The sequence below is a fragment of the Kocuria palustris genome, from assembly GCF_016907795.1.
Lineage (GTDB): Bacteria > Actinomycetota > Actinomycetes > Actinomycetales > Micrococcaceae > Kocuria > Kocuria palustris.
Genome location: NZ_JAFBCR010000001.1, coordinates 2332270 through 2346492, shown reverse-complemented (window position 1 = coordinate 2346492; position 14223 = coordinate 2332270). Strand labels below are relative to the sequence as shown.

The window sequence follows — 14223 nt, the reverse complement described above, 5'->3', positions numbered from 1 at the left end:
CGCCCGGTCCCTGCGGACTGGAACTATGCGGAGACCACGACGTCCGAGAGCTCGAGCCAGTCGGCCATCGAACGCAGCTGCGCTGCCAGCGCCTCCCGCGCCGCCCCCGGCGCCTCGGGCTCCCAGGTCAGGCGCTGCACGCGCAGGGCATCCGCGGCGCGGTCGGCCTTCAGGTCCGCGCGGGCGACCAGCGTGTCCCCGTAGACGAACGGCAGGACGTAGTAGCCGTGCAGCCGCTGAGCTGCGGGCGTGTAGATCTCCAGGCGGAAGCGCATGCCGAACAGCGCCTCGGTGCGCTCGCGCTGCCACACCAGCGAGTCGAACGGGCTGACCAGAGCCTCCACATGGGCTCTGCGCGGCCGTCGGGCCTCGGCATGCAGGTAGGCCGGGCCCAGGCCGCGGACCGTCACCTCCTCCAGCTCACCGGCCGCCACCAGATCGACGACGGCGGCGCGGGACTCGTCGGCGCGCAGCCGGAAGTGATCGCGCAGGGTGCGCAGGCTCGCCACCCCGTGGGCGCGGGCGGCGATGCGGATCAGCTCCACATGGGCCCCATGAGCGTCCATCTGCCGCGAGCGCTCGAGCAGCTCGGGAGGAAGGATCCGCTCGGGCAGGACGTAGGCGCGCTCGAACTGCTGGTTGCGCCCGCTGCTGATGATCTGCCCGGACCAGAACAGGAACTCCAGCGCGGTCTTGACCGCCGACCAGTTCCAGCCCCAGCCGTCGCCGCGGCCGGGGACCTGGTGCTCCACGAGCGCGTCGCACTGCCGGGCGGTCAGGGGCCCATGGGATGCCACCACGGCGAGCACCCGCTCCACGAGCTCGGGCTGCTCTTGGGCGATCCGGCGGATGCCGCCCCAGGCCTCGTCACGAGCGCGGTCGCGGCGGAAGGCCAGCAGCGGCCAGGTCTGCAGCGGGATCAGGCTGGCCTCGTGCGCCCAGTACTCCACGAGGCGCCGGGGCGAGCGGTCGCGCAGGCGGTCCAGTCGGGCGCGGTCATAGGGCCCGAGCCGGGAGAAGAACGGCAGGTAGTGGGAGCGGGTGAGCACGTTGACCGAATCCACCTGGACCACGCCCACGCGATCGATCACCCGGTTCAGGTGCCGCGCCGTGACAGCGCCCGGAGCCGGGCGCGGGTCCAGGAAGCCCTGGGCGGCCAGGGCGATGCGGCGGGCTGCCGCAGGAGTCAGCTCGGTCATCGGGTCCCCTGGTTCAGCGCGGACTCCAGCTTCTCCAGGGTCTTGGCGCACGTGCGCTGCCCGATCAGCCCCTCCCGGGCATGGGCCGTGGCTTCGAGGCCGTGCTGCGACCACACGACCTGCAGGACGCAGGGATTCATCCCTGCCGCACCCGAACCGGCCATGCCGGTCATGAGCACGACCGGTCGGTCCGGGGCCCATCCCCACTCGGCTCGACCACCGAAGACCTCCCGCAGCACGTGCTGGACCAGCTGCTGATCCAGCGCCACCGGCAGCTGGGCCCGCGCCCCGTCCAGGTGCGTGAGGTGGCGGGTGCCGACCTGCGCACCGAACGCACCTCCCGAGCGGCCTCCGACGGCACCGGGGATCCCGGCCCCGACCCCGCCGCCGAAGCCTCCGCCCGCACCGCCGAGCTGGGCGAGCCGCCCCTCCAGGCGCGCCTCGACCTCTGCCAGGGGCAGCACCGGAGAGGGCACCTGCGGTCGAACCGAACGTCGGCGGCGAAGCAACGGCAGCAGGATCAGCAGCACTCCCCCGACCCCGAAGAACAGGGCACCGACCAGCATGATCGCGACCATCACCCAGTCCCCCGCGTCGCTCGGCCCACCGCTCAGCCCGCCGGCCAGCATCGCCAGGCACCCCAGGCCCATGCCGATGGATCCCACCCCTATGAGGATCGGGGTGGCGGGGTGATCAGTGCCCAGCAGCTGCGTCAGCCCGATCAGCGCGCAGCCGCCGAAGAAGGCGATCACGACCAGGCCGAGCATCACGGGACCGAAGAGCAGGACGAAGACACCGGCCGCCACAAACAGCAGGGAGATGACGAGCAGCAGGATGGCCTTGAGCCGGCCGGGCTGAGATCCGCCCATCGCTCAGGACCCCGACGGCCAGGTGTCGCGGACGGGTGCTCCGCCTTCGACCACGTCCTCGGACCTGCCGGTGAAGCGGGTCCAGGAGTCCTGCGGCCGGTAGCCGAGCTCGACCATGGTGTTCGTGATGTCCCAGCGCCGGTTGGGGTTCTCGGAGATCGCGTAGTACGCCCCGAAGCTGCGATCCGCCTCGATCGCGCAGCGCACCACCTGGACGCAGTCGTCGGGCGAGAGCCACATGGCGTGCAGCAGCTCGTCGTCGGCCTCCAGCGGATCCTGGGCGTACCAGCCGATGCGCAGGGCGATGAACTCGAGGCCGAACTCGTCGTGGTAGTAGCTGCCCAGCGCCTCGCCGAAGACCTTGGAGACCCCGTAGAGCGAGTCCGGTCGAGGCAGCGTGGTGGGCAGCACGGGCCACTGCTCGTTCCGGTCCCACATGCCGAAGGCGTGATTGGACGACGCATAGACCACGCGGCGCACCCCGGCCTGCCGGGCCGCTTCCAGCACGCTGCGGGTGCCCACGATGTTGGCGTCCAGGACGTCGTCCCACTCGGCCTGCGGGGCCGATGCCCCCGCCAGGTGCACCACGGTGTCCACGCCGTCCATCAGGGCCAGCATCTCGTCCAGGTCGGTGATCTGCGCTGGGCGCAGCACGCGCTCCTGCTCCTCGTTCCTGGGCGTGCGCCCGTGCTGGATGATCTCGTAGCCGGGGCCCTGCTCGTTGAGCCGCTCGGCCAGCAGCAGCCCGATCCCGCCGGTGGCACCCGTGATCAGGAGGCGGCGGCTCGGGGCGGAGGACTCTGATGGCGTGGTCATGGCCCCATCCTCCCCCTGCGCATGGATCGGCGCACGCGCCGCAGCAGGGTCGTGCTCGGATCCTGGTCGCGCTCCACCGACGGCTCGTCGGAGGCGCCGTCGATCACGGCCTGCGCCGCCGAGGGCTCCACCCCCGCGTAGAGCATCGCGTCCAGGGCCAGGAGGCGGATCATCCGCACGGTGGGATCGCACTGCCGAGCGGGGTCCAGCTCGGACAGCGCGGCCGGGAAGTCGTCGACGACGCCCTGGCGGGCGCTGCGGCTCGCGGGGTCCTCAGCCAGGCGCTCGATCAATCCCGCGAAGCGCTTCAAGGAGGCGCCATGGGCCACCCGGGACGACGGGTCCGCGGTGATCGCCAGGCGCACGGCCATAATGGCGTCATCGCCCAGCAGGTCCAGATGACCGGCGTTCTCGGTCATGACCACCAGGGGGCGCCTCCCGGAGCGGCGGGTCAGCGAGTGCCGGGCCACGCGCTGGCTGCGCTCGCGCGCCGAGGCCACATCGGCCAGGTCGTCGCGCGTCTCGCGCAGGCCCGCGAGCGCGTCGACGGCCGCGGCCTCGTCGTCGCCCGCCAGGGCCTCGGCGGCCCGGCGCAGACCGGAGCCAACGGACGACAGGGCCTCAGACTCCGCGGCTCGCAGCAGCTTGAGCGGATCCGGGGTGAACAGCAGCTGCGTGAACACGAGCGCGACTCCCGCCCCGATCAGGGCGTCGATCAGCCGCTCAGGGCCGGCGCTGCCGTCGGAGATCGACACGGTCAGCACGGCGGAGGCCGCTGCCTGGGCCACGAGCAGCCGGGAGCCGCCGGCCAGTGTGGAGATGCTCAGCGACACGAGGACCGCGATGCCCAGCGCGAGCGCCAGATCGGAGACGACCAGCAGGGTCAGCTCCCCCACCACGATCCCGAGCACGACGCCCAGCAGCAGCTTCAGGGCGTTGAGGCCGCGCTCGCCCAGATCCGTGTTCAGGGACACGACTGCGGCGATCGGGGCGAAGAACGGCTCCGAGTGGCCCCCGAGCCAGCGGGCGAGCAGGAAGGCGATCAGCGCGGCGGCGGCCAGCTGCAGGATGGTCCACCCGTCCTCGCGCAGCCGATCGCGCACCTCAGCTCTCCAGCTCACCGCACCTCACCCGTCCTCCTCGGCGCCCTGCGCCAGCGGCCTCAGGCCATCGCCCTGCCCTTGGTCTCGGGCAGGGACTTCCACACGAAGCACACGCCCAGCAGCGCGAAGGCCGTGTACAGACCGTAGGCCAGATCCAGGCCGATGCCCGCCAGGACGGGGAAGGTCAGCGTGATCAGCCAGTTCATCAGCCAGTTCACGGCCGTGCACACGGCCACGGCGACGGTGCGGAGGTCCGAGTCGAACAGCTCGCCGAGCATGAGCCACATGACCGGTCCCCAGGTGATGCCGAAGGAGATCGCGAAGCCGTTCATGCCGATCAGGGCTGTGAGCGCAGCCCCGCGAGGCAGAGCGCCCTCGGCGCCGCCGCCCTGGGCGAAGGCGATGGCCATCGCGGCCATGGAGGCGACCATGAACGCGCCGCCGACGATCAGCATGCTCCGGCGCGGGACGCGGTCCATGATCAGGATCGCCACGACCGTGGCCGCGATGCTCAGCCCGGCGGTGAGCATGCTGACCTGGAAGGAGGCGTCGACGGGCACGCCCACCGACTGCCAGATGGTGTTGGAGTACATCTTCACGACGTTGATGCCCACGAGCTGCTGGAAGGCGGCCAGCAGGATCCCGGGCCACACGATGCCTTGGAGCCCCAGCCGGCTGCCGCGCAGATCCTTCAGAGACGCGCTCTCGGATCGGTCCGTGAGCTTCTCGCGGATGCGCTCGAAGCGGCCCTCGATGTCGTCGCCGCCGGCTCGCTCGATGAAGGCGCGGGCCGAGTCGTGATCGCCCAGGCGCACGGCATCGGGCGGGGACTGCGGCAGGCGCAGCGAGATCAGCACGTAGGACAGCGCCAGGACGGCGACGACGGCGAACATCCAGCGCCAGGCCTCCATGCCCCACAGCTGGGCCGATTCGGAGCCTGCGGCCCGGGCGAACAGGTACCCGGAGACCAGGCCCAGGAACTGCCCGAGCACGATCGCCATCTGCCAGAAAGTGCCCATGGTGCCGCGGATGCGCGGCGGGGAGACCTCGCTGACATAGGCCGGGACCACTGCGCTGGCGGCGCCGATGCCCAGGCCTGTGCAGATGCGGAAGACGAGGATCAGCCAGAAGCCGTCGGCGAGCTGAGTGAGAACCGAGCCCGCGAGCATCAGGGTGCCGGCCAGGGTCATGACCCGGGTGCGCCCGATCCGCTCGGAGACATCGCCCGAGAACCAGGCACCCGCAGCCGCCCCGATCATCGCGATCGAGGTGATCAGCCCCGTCTGGAACGAGCTGAGCTCCAGCGACGGCGCGATGCCGTTGATCGCCGAGTTCATGGTCGACATGTCGAAGCCGAACAGGAAGCCGCCGATCACCGCGCCGACCGCGAGCACGGCGATGAAGGCGGTCTGATGACGGGCGGCGGGCCTCGCCTGGGCGGGCGCAGAAGAAGGCACGGGGAACCTCGCTGACAGGGGGGGAAGGAAGGGTGCTGTCCTTCACCGTATCCACGCTCCGGATCCCCCGCGCGCCCGAGGTGAGCCGGATCTCAGCCGCGCAGTCCTGCGGCTGCCCGGTGGAGGGCGTCTGCGGAGACCGTGAGCACGGCGTCACGGTCGTCTCCACGAGCTTCCAGATCGCGGGCTGCGTCGGGACCTAGCTGGCCGCCGGCGTCTACGGCGCGCTCAGCGCCTCCGGCACGGCGAGGAACCGCGCCCCGTGGGGATCGTGAGCCGCTCGTCGATCAATCGCATGGTGGTGGGAAGCCGTCTGCGCCGGCACAAGGACAGCAGGACGCTGGTGGAGACCAGCCTGTGATCAGGCGGCCCGCATGGCGCGGGGCTCAGCGCAGCAGCCGGCTCAGCAGCCGGTGGGCGCCGCGGCGGCCCATCCGCTTGCCGAGGGCCTCGGGGCCGCGCTGGGCCGCGCGGGCGTCGCCGCGCATCCGTCGTGCCTTGAACAGCCAGTTCAGCATGGTGTTTTCCTCCTGCGCGTCGTCGGTCCGGCGCGGAATCAACGGCAGGTGCCGTGGTAGCGGACCGCGTGGTCCGGCTCAGCCTACGGACCCCGTCCGACGGGCGGGAGACCCTCAGTCGCCGCGCATGTCCTGGGCGAGCATCACCACGATGCCGCTGGGCCCGCGCAGGTACGTCAGGCGGTAGACGCCCTGGTAGTCCGCCACCCCGCGCAGCGGGTGGCAGCCGTGGGCGGCCGCCTTCTCCAGGGCGGCGTCGAAATCGTCGACCTGGAAGGCGACCCGGTGCATGCCCAGGTCGTTCGGCTGGGTCGGCGGCATGGGGCTGGCAGGCGGGTGGATGTACTCGAACAGCTCCAGGACGCCGCGTCCGTCGGGAGTGGACAGCACGGCGATCCGCTCACACATCCACAGCGGCTGGGCATGCCGCCACGGTCGCCGAGGCAGCCGCGATGGCCTCCTGGACGTCCTGCTTCGTGGCGAGCGCCCGAGAGATATCGGGGTACTCGGTGCTGTTGCGGACCTGTCGCATCCAGTCGAACTCCGCCAGGGCATCGTCGGACACATACGCAGCGGCGGCCGCGCCGGTGTTCACGTGCGCCCCGCCCACCGGCCGAACACGCAGACCGTGGTGAGCCAGCACGGCTGCCAGCGCCTTGCGCGCGGCGTCGGGGTTGGCGCTCACCCGCTCGAGCCTGCGCGCCTGCAGCCTCTGCTCGATCTCGGCCGGTCGTTCAGTCATGGATCTCGCCTGTCATCACGTCGATGACCGGACGCTGGCGGATGGTCTCGACGAAGGGAATGGTCACGGGTGCGCTCGAGATCTCGCTGCGACGTCTGAGCAGGCCTGTAGCGTGCGCAACGACAGACTGCACTGACGAAATCTCGTGAAGGGAATCCGATGACCGAGACCACGCAGGACCGCACGCCCACGCAGGACCCAGCGGAGGACGGGGCCTTCTTCCCGTCTCCGTACTCACTTTCCCAGTACACCGCTCCCACCACGGACTTCGACGGACTTGCCACCGAGGAGCAGTACCGCGGCGGCCGCTGGAAGGTCCTGGTGATCGCCGCCCACGAGCGCTACATGCGCATGCGCAACGGGACGTTCTTCTCCACCGGCAATCACCCCGTCGAGACCCTGCTGCCGCTGCACCACATGGCCCAGGCCGGCTACGGCATCGACGTCGCCACGCTCACGGGCGGGCCCGGCAAGTTGGAGTGGTGGGCCTACCCGTCGCAGGACCAGGCTGTGGCCAGCACCTGGGAGGCCACCAAGGAGTCCTTCAAGACCCCGCGCGCGCTCGCGGACGTCATCGCTGACGGGCTCGACGACTACGCCGCGATCTTCATCCCCGGCGGCCACGGCGCCATGACGGGCCTGCCCGACAGCCCCGAGCTGCGGTCGGCACTGGACTTCTTCATGGAGCAGGACCGGCTCATCATCACCCTGTGCCACGGCCCCGCCGCCCTGCTGGCCGCGGGCGTCGACCGCGAGAAGAACCCCTTCGCGGGTCGCCGCATCACCGCCTTCCCGGATTCCCTGGACCTGGGGGCGAACATCGAGATCGGCTACCTCCCCGGGCAGATGCCGTGGAACCTGGGCGAGCAGCTCACCGCCGCCGGTCTCGAGATCGTCAACGACGACATGTCCGGAGCGACCACCCGCGACGGCAATCTGCTGACCGGCGACAGCCCTCTGGCCGCGAACCAGCTCGGCAAGGAGTCCGCGCTCGCGCTGCTGGAGTCGTTCGGCGACTGAGCCGTCCCCTGGAGTCGGCACACCATCGCAGCTCCTGCACCGAGCCCGCCCCGGAGCCTCTTCCGGAGCGGGCTCGGCCATGAGGCCCCCGGCCCTTCAGCTCCGCGCGGTGACTCGGGCGATGAAGCCGAGGATCTCCTCTTCGGCCTCGGCGCGAGTCAGCGGCTCGTTGTGCACCTCGTGGCGGACTTCGGGGAAGACGCGGGTGCGGACGTCGTTATGGCCGCTGTCCCGCAGTCGATTGGCCACGTGGAACGCGCCTTCGCCGAAGTTGGCGACAGGATCCTGCTCCCCCGCCAGGATCAGCACCGGCAGATCCACGGGCAGAGCGGCGTAGAAGGAGTCGTCGTTCGCCTGGTCGTAGAGGTCCACGAACCCCTTGAGGAACCGTGCGCTCAAGGGCGCCCCGAAGTTGTTGAAGGGGTCGCGGCCGTGGTCGGCCACCACGTCGGCGTCCAGGGCCACCCAGGCCGTGGGTCCCGCGTCCTGGCCGAAGCGGGCCAGGAAGCCGTCGAAGAGCTGTCCCACCAGAAGATCCGGCGCCGGCTCGGCACGGCCCTCTCCGGCGGACAGGCGGGCGAGCATGTCCCGGTCGAGCGTCGACTCGATGCCGCGCATCTGCGCCGCGATGCCGCCCAACGCCAATCCGGCCAGCTCGACATCCGGCTGCGCGGCCAGGACGCGGGCGATCATCGAGCCCCAGCTGTGCCCGAACACGGCCACCGGGACCCCGGGCAGCTCCTGCCGCACCCTGGCCAGCAGCGCCAGCTCGTCGTCGACGACCACACGGGCGGCGTCGTCGCCGGCATCCGCCCAGATCCCGGACCGCATGGCCGTGCGACCATGCCCGCTGTGATCGCCCGCCGCCACCGCGAACCCCTCGTCCAGCAGCGCGCTGATGAGGTGGAGGTAGCGCCGCGAGTGCTCGCCGAGGCCGTGGACGATCTGCACGATCGCCTTGGGCTCGGCGATCGGCGTGTGCAGCCATGCCTGGATGGTGTCGCGACCATTGGCCGACGCGAACTCGATCTCCTGCAGTGCCATGGGTGTCCCCTGCGCTGGATGCGCCGCCGGTCGGCGCTGGGAGCCTCAGCATAATTCGGCGCGTCCTGACAGTTCCGGTGGAATGCAGCCGCCCCGCAGTTCACTGCCGGGCGCTGCCGCCGTCCACCGCACGGGCCAGATCGGTCATGGCCAGCTCGCCGTGGACCCCCGCGCCTGCCATGAGCCCGGCTGCGGCGGCCGAGACCACCATGGTCATGGGCTGGCTGGCGTTGCCTGCGCTCCAGATCCCCGGGATCGGTGTCATCCCCTGCGGGTTCGTGGGGATCTGCCGCCCGAAGGGCGTCTCCCCGGGGCAGGCCGCGGAGTTCTCCACCATGACCCCGCACGCGCTCGAAGCCCACCGCGGGCCGGCCGAGGTCCTCACGATCTTCGATCACGACGGCGAGCAGGCGCACCTCCCTGGACGGCCCCAGGGCTGAGGCTCGCCAGACCGGATCAGCCTCTGGCGAGCTCGGGCCGCTGACGCATGCCGTGCGTCGCCACGCGCCGAGTAGCGTTGGCTCCATGAACACGATCTTCGATTCAGTGCGCGGCCTCGGCTTCCGACGCGGACCGCAGCGGCTCGCCGGAGGCATCGGCGGCGCGATCGCCGCGCGGCTCGGGATCAACGTGTGGGTGGTCCGCGCGCTGCTGCTCGCCTCGTTCCTGCTGCCTGTGCTGGGCGTGGGCGCCTACGCGCTCGTGTGGGTGCTGACCCCTTGGCAGGACGGCAGCATCCCGCTTGAGCGGGCTCTTCGAGGCTGACGACCGTGGTCCTGGCCTCGCGAGTGCTATCGCTGCTCAGCGCCGCACTGTGGGTCCTGAGCCTCACCACGCCCGTCCTCGATTCACGGGACAAGGACGGCATCTCCATGATCCAGACCGCCTTAGGCGGCACCGAGAGCGGGCTGAAGGCGGACTGGCCGCTGTTCGCCGCGCTCGGTGCGGCCGTGATCCTGTGCGCGCTCAGTGCCTGGATCGGCCGCTCGCGCCGGTGGGCCCTTGCGGCGCTGATCGTCGCGGCGGTGTGGGGCGTCGTCCTCTGGCACATGATCGACACCGCGCCGTTTGCGCTCTGGGACGGCATGGACGCACAGGGCCGACCTACCGGCGGCATGGTCGTGGCGGAGCCCGCGGCCGGTGCCGCCCTGTGGGGCGCAGGCATCGTCGCACTGGGGCTGGCGGGACTACTCCGGCTGGCGGTGCGGCGGCCTCAGGCGACTCGCGCCGACTGACCCGTCAGCCCGGTCCTTTGGACCGGGATGGCAGCGAGATCGGGGGACGATGCAGTTCGCTCCCACCACCGCAGGAGGAGTCGTCCTTGCACGTCATCAGCGATGAACAGCGCCTGAGGCAGCACAGCTCGGGACCGGTGTGCGTGCTGGCCGAGCCTGACCAGCAGGAGCTGATCCGCCAAGCCGCCTCCCTCGGCGGTCTCGAGCTTCCCGACCTGCAGCACCGGCACCGTCGTCCGCGCGCCGCGGTGGAGAAGGGCCAAGCAGCGCCTGTGCTGATGGTGCTCCAGGACCAGCACGAGCATCGCCCCGTCCAGATCGTCTCGAACGATGACGTCTCGCTGCTGGTGGGCCACCCGGAGGGCCTCGCCGTCGCGCGCCCCGCCGTGGAGGCCTCGCCGGAGCACGGCCGCGCCGGACTGGTGGCCGCGGTGACCGCGGTCGCCCAGCAGGCCGAGGACGCCCTGGAGAGGATCGACGACGACAGCCGGCAGCTCGGCGACGAGACGCTGGGGTTCGCCTCCGCAGCACGACGACGGGAGCTGGGCCGACTGCGCGCCGAGTTGTTCCGCCTCGGCGAGACGCAAGCCGCGCACCGCAACATGCTCATCGCCCACGACGAGCTCTCGGATCTGCTCGAGCAGCAGCATCGCAGCCGCCTGAATCAGGCCGCAGCCACCTTCGGGGCGAACCAGTCCACCGCAACGCGCCTCTACGCGATGGACGGCGACGTCCTGGACGAGCAGGCGACCGTCGTCTCGGAGCGCCTCACCGTGGTGGCCACGATCTTCCTGCCGCTGACCCTGGCCACCGGCTTCTTCGGCATGAACTTCCAGCGGATGCTCGACCGTCTGGACTCACTGGCCTCCTTCCTGCTGCTCGGACTCCTTGCCCGTGCCGTCCTGACGGTGCTCACCGTGTTCGGGCCGCGCCTGCTGAACCGCCAGACCTGAGTCGGCTTCTGCCCCAGGGCAGTTCGGCGGGAACGACCTCGAGCACCCGGAGCAGGAGAACATCTGCCGCGCTCATCGTGAGGACAGTTCCTGTCCTCACGATGAGCGCCCGCACTATGCCCCCTCCAGCGCCTGCAGGAGCTGAGCGCTCGTCGGCCCGAGACCCTGATCTGGGCAGCTCCTGACTCGACTCCGCGAGGGCTCGACAGCCCACTAGGTACATCTCATACTTAGATACATGACAAACACCGATCCGCTGTGGCCGACCCCCTGGGTGCGTGCCGCCATGGGCACCGCCCTGCTGGCGGTGCTGGCCGAGGAGCCGCTGCATGGATATGCGATCGCCGAACGGCTCGCCGAACGCGGGCTCGGCTGCCCCAGGGGCGGCTCGCTCTATCCGCTGCTGAACAGCCTCGAGCAGCAGGGCGCCATAGCGGCGTCGTGGTCCCAGGGCGACAGCGGCCCCGGTCGGCGCACCTACCGCCTCACCGACGTCGGACGAGAGCGCCTGTCCAGGGAGCGCGACGACTGGCATCGCCTGGTCGCAGCGCTCGAGCCCTCTTCTCCCGCAGCCCGCTCTCAGGAGGACGCACGATGACCGCGCAGAGCGATTTCCAGGCCGCCGTCGACAGGGTGGGCACCGCCCGCGGCGCTGAGGAGGATCAGGACTGGGCGCTGACCGCAGGTGGTCGGCTGCTGATGGAGGAGGTGCTGGAGCGTCGCATCGTCGAGGCCCTCGACGAGGTCGCCGAGCAGGTGGCCGCGGCACAGGAGCCTGCGCAGGAGCTGTTCGGCGACCCGATGACCTGGGCGCGTGGGCAGAAGGCCGCCTGGCGCGAGCAGGGCGTGGCCCTGAAGGCGCCGCCGACGACCAGCCCGCGCGACTTCGCGGTCGAGACGCTGATCATCGCGAGCTTCTACGCCGGCCTGTTCCTGCTCTACGAGCTGATCACCTGGTCCTGGGCCGACCCGCTGAGACTGTCCTTCCTGCTGGCGCCGCTTGCTCTGGCGCTGACGTCGCGGACGATCGCAGCCGTCCACACCGCGGTGACGGCGGCTCGATCGCACACCGCCGGAGTCCTGGCCGCGGTGGCCGCAGCGCTTCCCGGCATAGCGCTGAGCGTGGGCGTCTTCGCGCTCGGCAATCCCGTGACGCTTCCCGGCACGGCCATGCTGGGCTTCCTGGGCGCGGTCGTCGCCTATGCGCTGCTCGCCTGGGCCACCGCACTGGCCTGGCCCGCGCGGCCCGCCAGGACCGCAGCCCCTCACGACGACGCCTCCTGGTACGACGCCCTGGGCGCTGCACTGCGCAGCCGCGGGGACCTCACGGATTCGCGGGTGAAGGAGATCCTGGCCGAGGCGCGATCCCATGCCCAGGAGGCCGCCACCTCGCCTGCCGAGGAGTTCGGGGCGGCGGAGGCCTACGCGCAGCGGTTCCCGCCGAATCGGGCAGTGGCGGCTCGACGCCGGGCCTGGCTGATGACCGGCGTGGCCGGGCTCGCGCTGCTCACCGGCGTGCTCAGCCTGATCGATGGGCAGCTGCGGCCGTGGACTGTGCTGTGGCTGCTGCTGGTCGTGGTCATCGCCGCGCTGGAGTGGCGCAGGGCGCGCAAGCTGAGCTGATTCCATCCCGCCGGCGCCGATCATCAGGCCCGTTATGACGAGATTCTCCGCCGGCTCGCCCCGCGAGGGATCCCCGTGATGCTGGCCCACCCCGGCTGGGCGCTCAAGGCGCCGCGCGGCGCCCCGACCCTGCTGGGTCGCTCCCCCGAGGCCGCCGATCCGCAGCTGGCGCGGCGGCTGTGGGACGAGGCGGTCCAGCTCACGGGGACCGACCTGGACTGAGCTGACGCTCCTCGTCTCCAGACCTGCTGGCCCGGCCGCCTCACGAGGCTGCGCAGAGTCCCGATGGGGACCGCAGCAGATCTGCTTGACTGCCTTCATGACGATCTTCGCTGGGCGCTTCTCCCACCTCGACAGGCCAGACCCGCTGGATGCCGAGCGCGTGATCGAGCAGTGGCGCCCCACCGGGGGCACATGGCTCTGACCGCGCACGGGCGTTCGCAGAATCTTCTCGCTCCGGACCTCACATCTCACCCATCCCGCGCGTCTTCAGGGCGATGACGATGAATCAGCCCTTCGATCAAGCAGTCCAGCGGCACGGCGAGACCGTGCTGCGGGTCTGCCGCGCCGTGCTCGGGCCCGGCCCCGACTCCGACGACGCCTGGTCCGAGACGTTCCTGGCCGCGCTGCAGGCATGGCCCGAGCTGCGCCAGGACACGAACGTGGAGGCCTGGCTGGTGCGAGTGGCCCACCGCAAGGCGATCGACATCACCCGGGTCCGCGGGCGGCAGGCGATCCCCGCCGACGAGCTCCCCGAGCGAGGCGCCTCACAGGAGCTGCCCGGCGACGACGGGCGCGAGGTGTGGACGGCCGTGGCCGCACTGCCGCAGCGGCAGCGCCTGGCGATCGCCTATCACTACCTCGGCGGCCTTCCTCATGCTGAGACCGCACGGATCATCGGCGGCGGCGCAGATGCGGTGCGCCGAGCGGCCTCCGACGGCCTCAAGAACCTGCGTCTCGGCATGGGCGCGGACCACCCCACGAGAGGAGCCTCCCGATGACCGAGAAGACCCCGACGCCCTGCCCCGGCGACGACCTCGCGACCGAGCGGGACACGCTGTTCCCGATCGAGTCCTCTGCGGTGGCGGATCTGCGATCGCGCCTTTCGGCGCAGGCCGGCGAGCGGGGGCTGGTCGACGTCGCCTATCGCACCCTGGAGACCCCCGTGGGTCCGCTGCTGCTGGCAGCGACCGAGACGGGGCTGGTGCGTGTGGCCTTCGAGCGCGAGGGCTTCGACGCCGTGCTGGAGTCGCTCGCGCAGCGGATCAGTCCGCGGGTGCTGGAGGCGCCGCGCCGCCTGGATGCTGCGGCGGTGGAGCTCGACGAGTACTTCGAGGGCCGCCGGCACAGCTTCGACGTGCCGCTGGACTTCGCCCTGACCTCGGGGTTCCGCCGCAGCGTCCAGACCAGCCTGCCGGGCATCGACTACGGGCGCACCCGGTCCTACAAGGAGATCGCAGAGCTCGTCGGCAGCCCCCGGGCGGTCCGCGCGGTCGGCACGGCGTGCGCGACCAACCCGCTGCCGGTCGTGCTGCCCTGCCACCGCGTGCTGCGCTCCGACGGCGGCCTGGGCGGATACATCGGCGGCCTCGAGGCCAAGACGGCGCTGCTCTCGTTGGAGAAGGCTGCCTGAGCGCTTCAACG

The 14223-nt window shown here is 71.2% G+C and carries 18 protein-coding genes and 1 pseudogene; 9 read left to right on the top strand and 10 right to left on the bottom strand.

Annotated features, from left to right (window positions below; genetic code table 11):
• Positions 1 to 23: 23 nt before the first annotated feature.
• The 8 genes and pseudogenes from JOE55_RS10485 to JOE55_RS10455 all read right to left on the bottom strand — a co-directional run bounded on the left by JOE55_RS10485 (position 24) and on the right by JOE55_RS10455 (position 6704).
• A complete protein-coding gene (locus JOE55_RS10485) occupies positions 24 to 1199 on the bottom strand; it encodes a winged helix-turn-helix domain-containing protein (RefSeq protein ID WP_204782862.1) in 1176 nt (391 codons plus the stop codon).
• On the bottom strand, positions 1196 to 2068 hold the full coding sequence (locus JOE55_RS10480; protein WP_204782861.1) for an ABC-2 family transporter permease: 873 nt from the start codon (positions 2066 to 2068) through the stop codon (positions 1196 to 1198). Before JOE55_RS10480 ends, JOE55_RS10485 begins: the two co-directional genes overlap by 4 nt.
• A gap of 3 nt (positions 2069 to 2071) precedes the next feature.
• Positions 2072 to 2884 (bottom strand): NAD-dependent epimerase/dehydratase family protein, encoded by an 813-nt coding sequence (locus tag JOE55_RS10475; RefSeq protein ID WP_024290980.1) that lies wholly within the window; start codon positions 2882 to 2884, stop codon positions 2072 to 2074.
• A complete protein-coding gene (locus tag JOE55_RS10470) occupies positions 2881 to 4005 on the bottom strand; it encodes an FUSC family protein (protein ID WP_081749294.1) in 1125 nt (374 codons plus the stop codon). The genes JOE55_RS10475 and JOE55_RS10470 overlap by 4 nt, the downstream gene beginning before the upstream one ends.
• A 41-nt stretch (positions 4006 to 4046) precedes the next feature.
• On the bottom strand, positions 4047 to 5444 hold the full coding sequence (locus JOE55_RS10465) for a sugar porter family MFS transporter (protein ID WP_204782860.1): 1398 nt from the start codon (positions 5442 to 5444) through the stop codon (positions 4047 to 4049).
• Between the two features lie 386 nt (positions 5445 to 5830).
• A complete protein-coding gene (locus JOE55_RS13355; protein ID WP_006215416.1) occupies positions 5831 to 5962 on the bottom strand; it encodes a hypothetical protein in 132 nt (43 codons plus the stop codon).
• Between the two features lie 114 nt (positions 5963 to 6076).
• Positions 6077 to 6361: pseudogene (locus JOE55_RS10460) on the bottom strand (VOC family protein); the annotation flags it as partial.
• A 1-nt stretch (position 6362) separates the two neighbouring features.
• The gene (locus JOE55_RS10455; protein WP_204782859.1) at positions 6363 to 6704 is read right to left on the bottom strand and encodes a hypothetical protein; all 342 of its coding nucleotides are present in this window, start codon (positions 6702 to 6704) and stop codon (positions 6363 to 6365) included.
• Between the two features lie 159 nt (positions 6705 to 6863).
• Between JOE55_RS10455 and hchA the strand changes: the two genes are divergently transcribed.
• Complete coding sequence (hchA, locus tag JOE55_RS10450; protein ID WP_204782858.1) at positions 6864 to 7724, top strand: glyoxalase III HchA; 861 nt, start codon at positions 6864 to 6866, stop codon at positions 7722 to 7724.
• A 96-nt stretch (positions 7725 to 7820) separates the two neighbouring features.
• Here the strand turns inward: hchA and JOE55_RS10445 are convergent, their stop codons facing one another.
• Together JOE55_RS10445 and JOE55_RS10440 are read right to left on the bottom strand one after the other, a co-directional pair.
• The gene (locus tag JOE55_RS10445; protein ID WP_204782857.1) at positions 7821 to 8768 is read right to left on the bottom strand and encodes an alpha/beta fold hydrolase; all 948 of its coding nucleotides are present in this window, start codon (positions 8766 to 8768) and stop codon (positions 7821 to 7823) included.
• Positions 8769 to 8868: 100 nt separating this feature from the next.
• The gene (locus tag JOE55_RS10440; protein WP_162138730.1) at positions 8869 to 9105 is read right to left on the bottom strand and encodes a hypothetical protein; all 237 of its coding nucleotides are present in this window, start codon (positions 9103 to 9105) and stop codon (positions 8869 to 8871) included.
• A 188-nt stretch (positions 9106 to 9293) separates the two neighbouring features.
• Between JOE55_RS10440 and JOE55_RS10430 the strand changes: the two genes are divergently transcribed.
• The 8 genes from JOE55_RS10430 (at position 9294) to JOE55_RS10395 (ending at position 14212) form a co-directional block, all read left to right on the top strand.
• Complete coding sequence (locus tag JOE55_RS10430) at positions 9294 to 9533, top strand: PspC domain-containing protein (protein ID WP_006215424.1); 240 nt, start codon at positions 9294 to 9296, stop codon at positions 9531 to 9533.
• A gap of 5 nt (positions 9534 to 9538) precedes the next feature.
• The gene (locus tag JOE55_RS10425) at positions 9539 to 10003 is read left to right on the top strand and encodes a hypothetical protein (protein ID WP_204782856.1); all 465 of its coding nucleotides are present in this window, start codon (positions 9539 to 9541) and stop codon (positions 10001 to 10003) included.
• Positions 10004 to 10089: 86 nt separating this feature from the next.
• On the top strand, positions 10090 to 10956 hold the full coding sequence (locus JOE55_RS10420; protein WP_204782855.1) for a CorA family divalent cation transporter: 867 nt from the start codon (positions 10090 to 10092) through the stop codon (positions 10954 to 10956).
• A 238-nt stretch (positions 10957 to 11194) separates the two neighbouring features.
• On the top strand, positions 11195 to 11554 hold the full coding sequence (locus JOE55_RS10415; RefSeq protein ID WP_204782854.1) for a PadR family transcriptional regulator: 360 nt from the start codon (positions 11195 to 11197) through the stop codon (positions 11552 to 11554).
• Positions 11551 to 12579: a hypothetical protein gene (locus tag JOE55_RS10410; RefSeq protein ID WP_204782853.1), complete on the top strand. Its 1029-nt coding sequence runs from the start codon at positions 11551 to 11553 to the stop codon at positions 12577 to 12579. The genes JOE55_RS10415 and JOE55_RS10410 overlap by 4 nt, the downstream gene beginning before the upstream one ends.
• A 78-nt stretch (positions 12580 to 12657) precedes the next feature.
• Positions 12658 to 12801, top strand: coding sequence for a hypothetical protein (locus JOE55_RS10405; RefSeq protein WP_204782852.1), 144 nt, complete (start codon positions 12658 to 12660; stop codon positions 12799 to 12801).
• 281 nt (positions 12802 to 13082) lie between these two features.
• A complete protein-coding gene (locus tag JOE55_RS10400) occupies positions 13083 to 13580 on the top strand; it encodes an RNA polymerase sigma factor (protein ID WP_204782851.1) in 498 nt (165 codons plus the stop codon).
• Positions 13577 to 14212 carry a methylated-DNA--[protein]-cysteine S-methyltransferase gene (locus JOE55_RS10395; protein WP_204782850.1) on the top strand — a complete coding sequence of 212 codons (636 nt, stop codon included), beginning with the start codon at positions 13577 to 13579 and terminating at the stop codon, positions 14210 to 14212. Before JOE55_RS10400 ends, JOE55_RS10395 begins: the two co-directional genes overlap by 4 nt.
• The last annotated feature ends 11 nt before the right edge of the window (positions 14213 to 14223 follow it).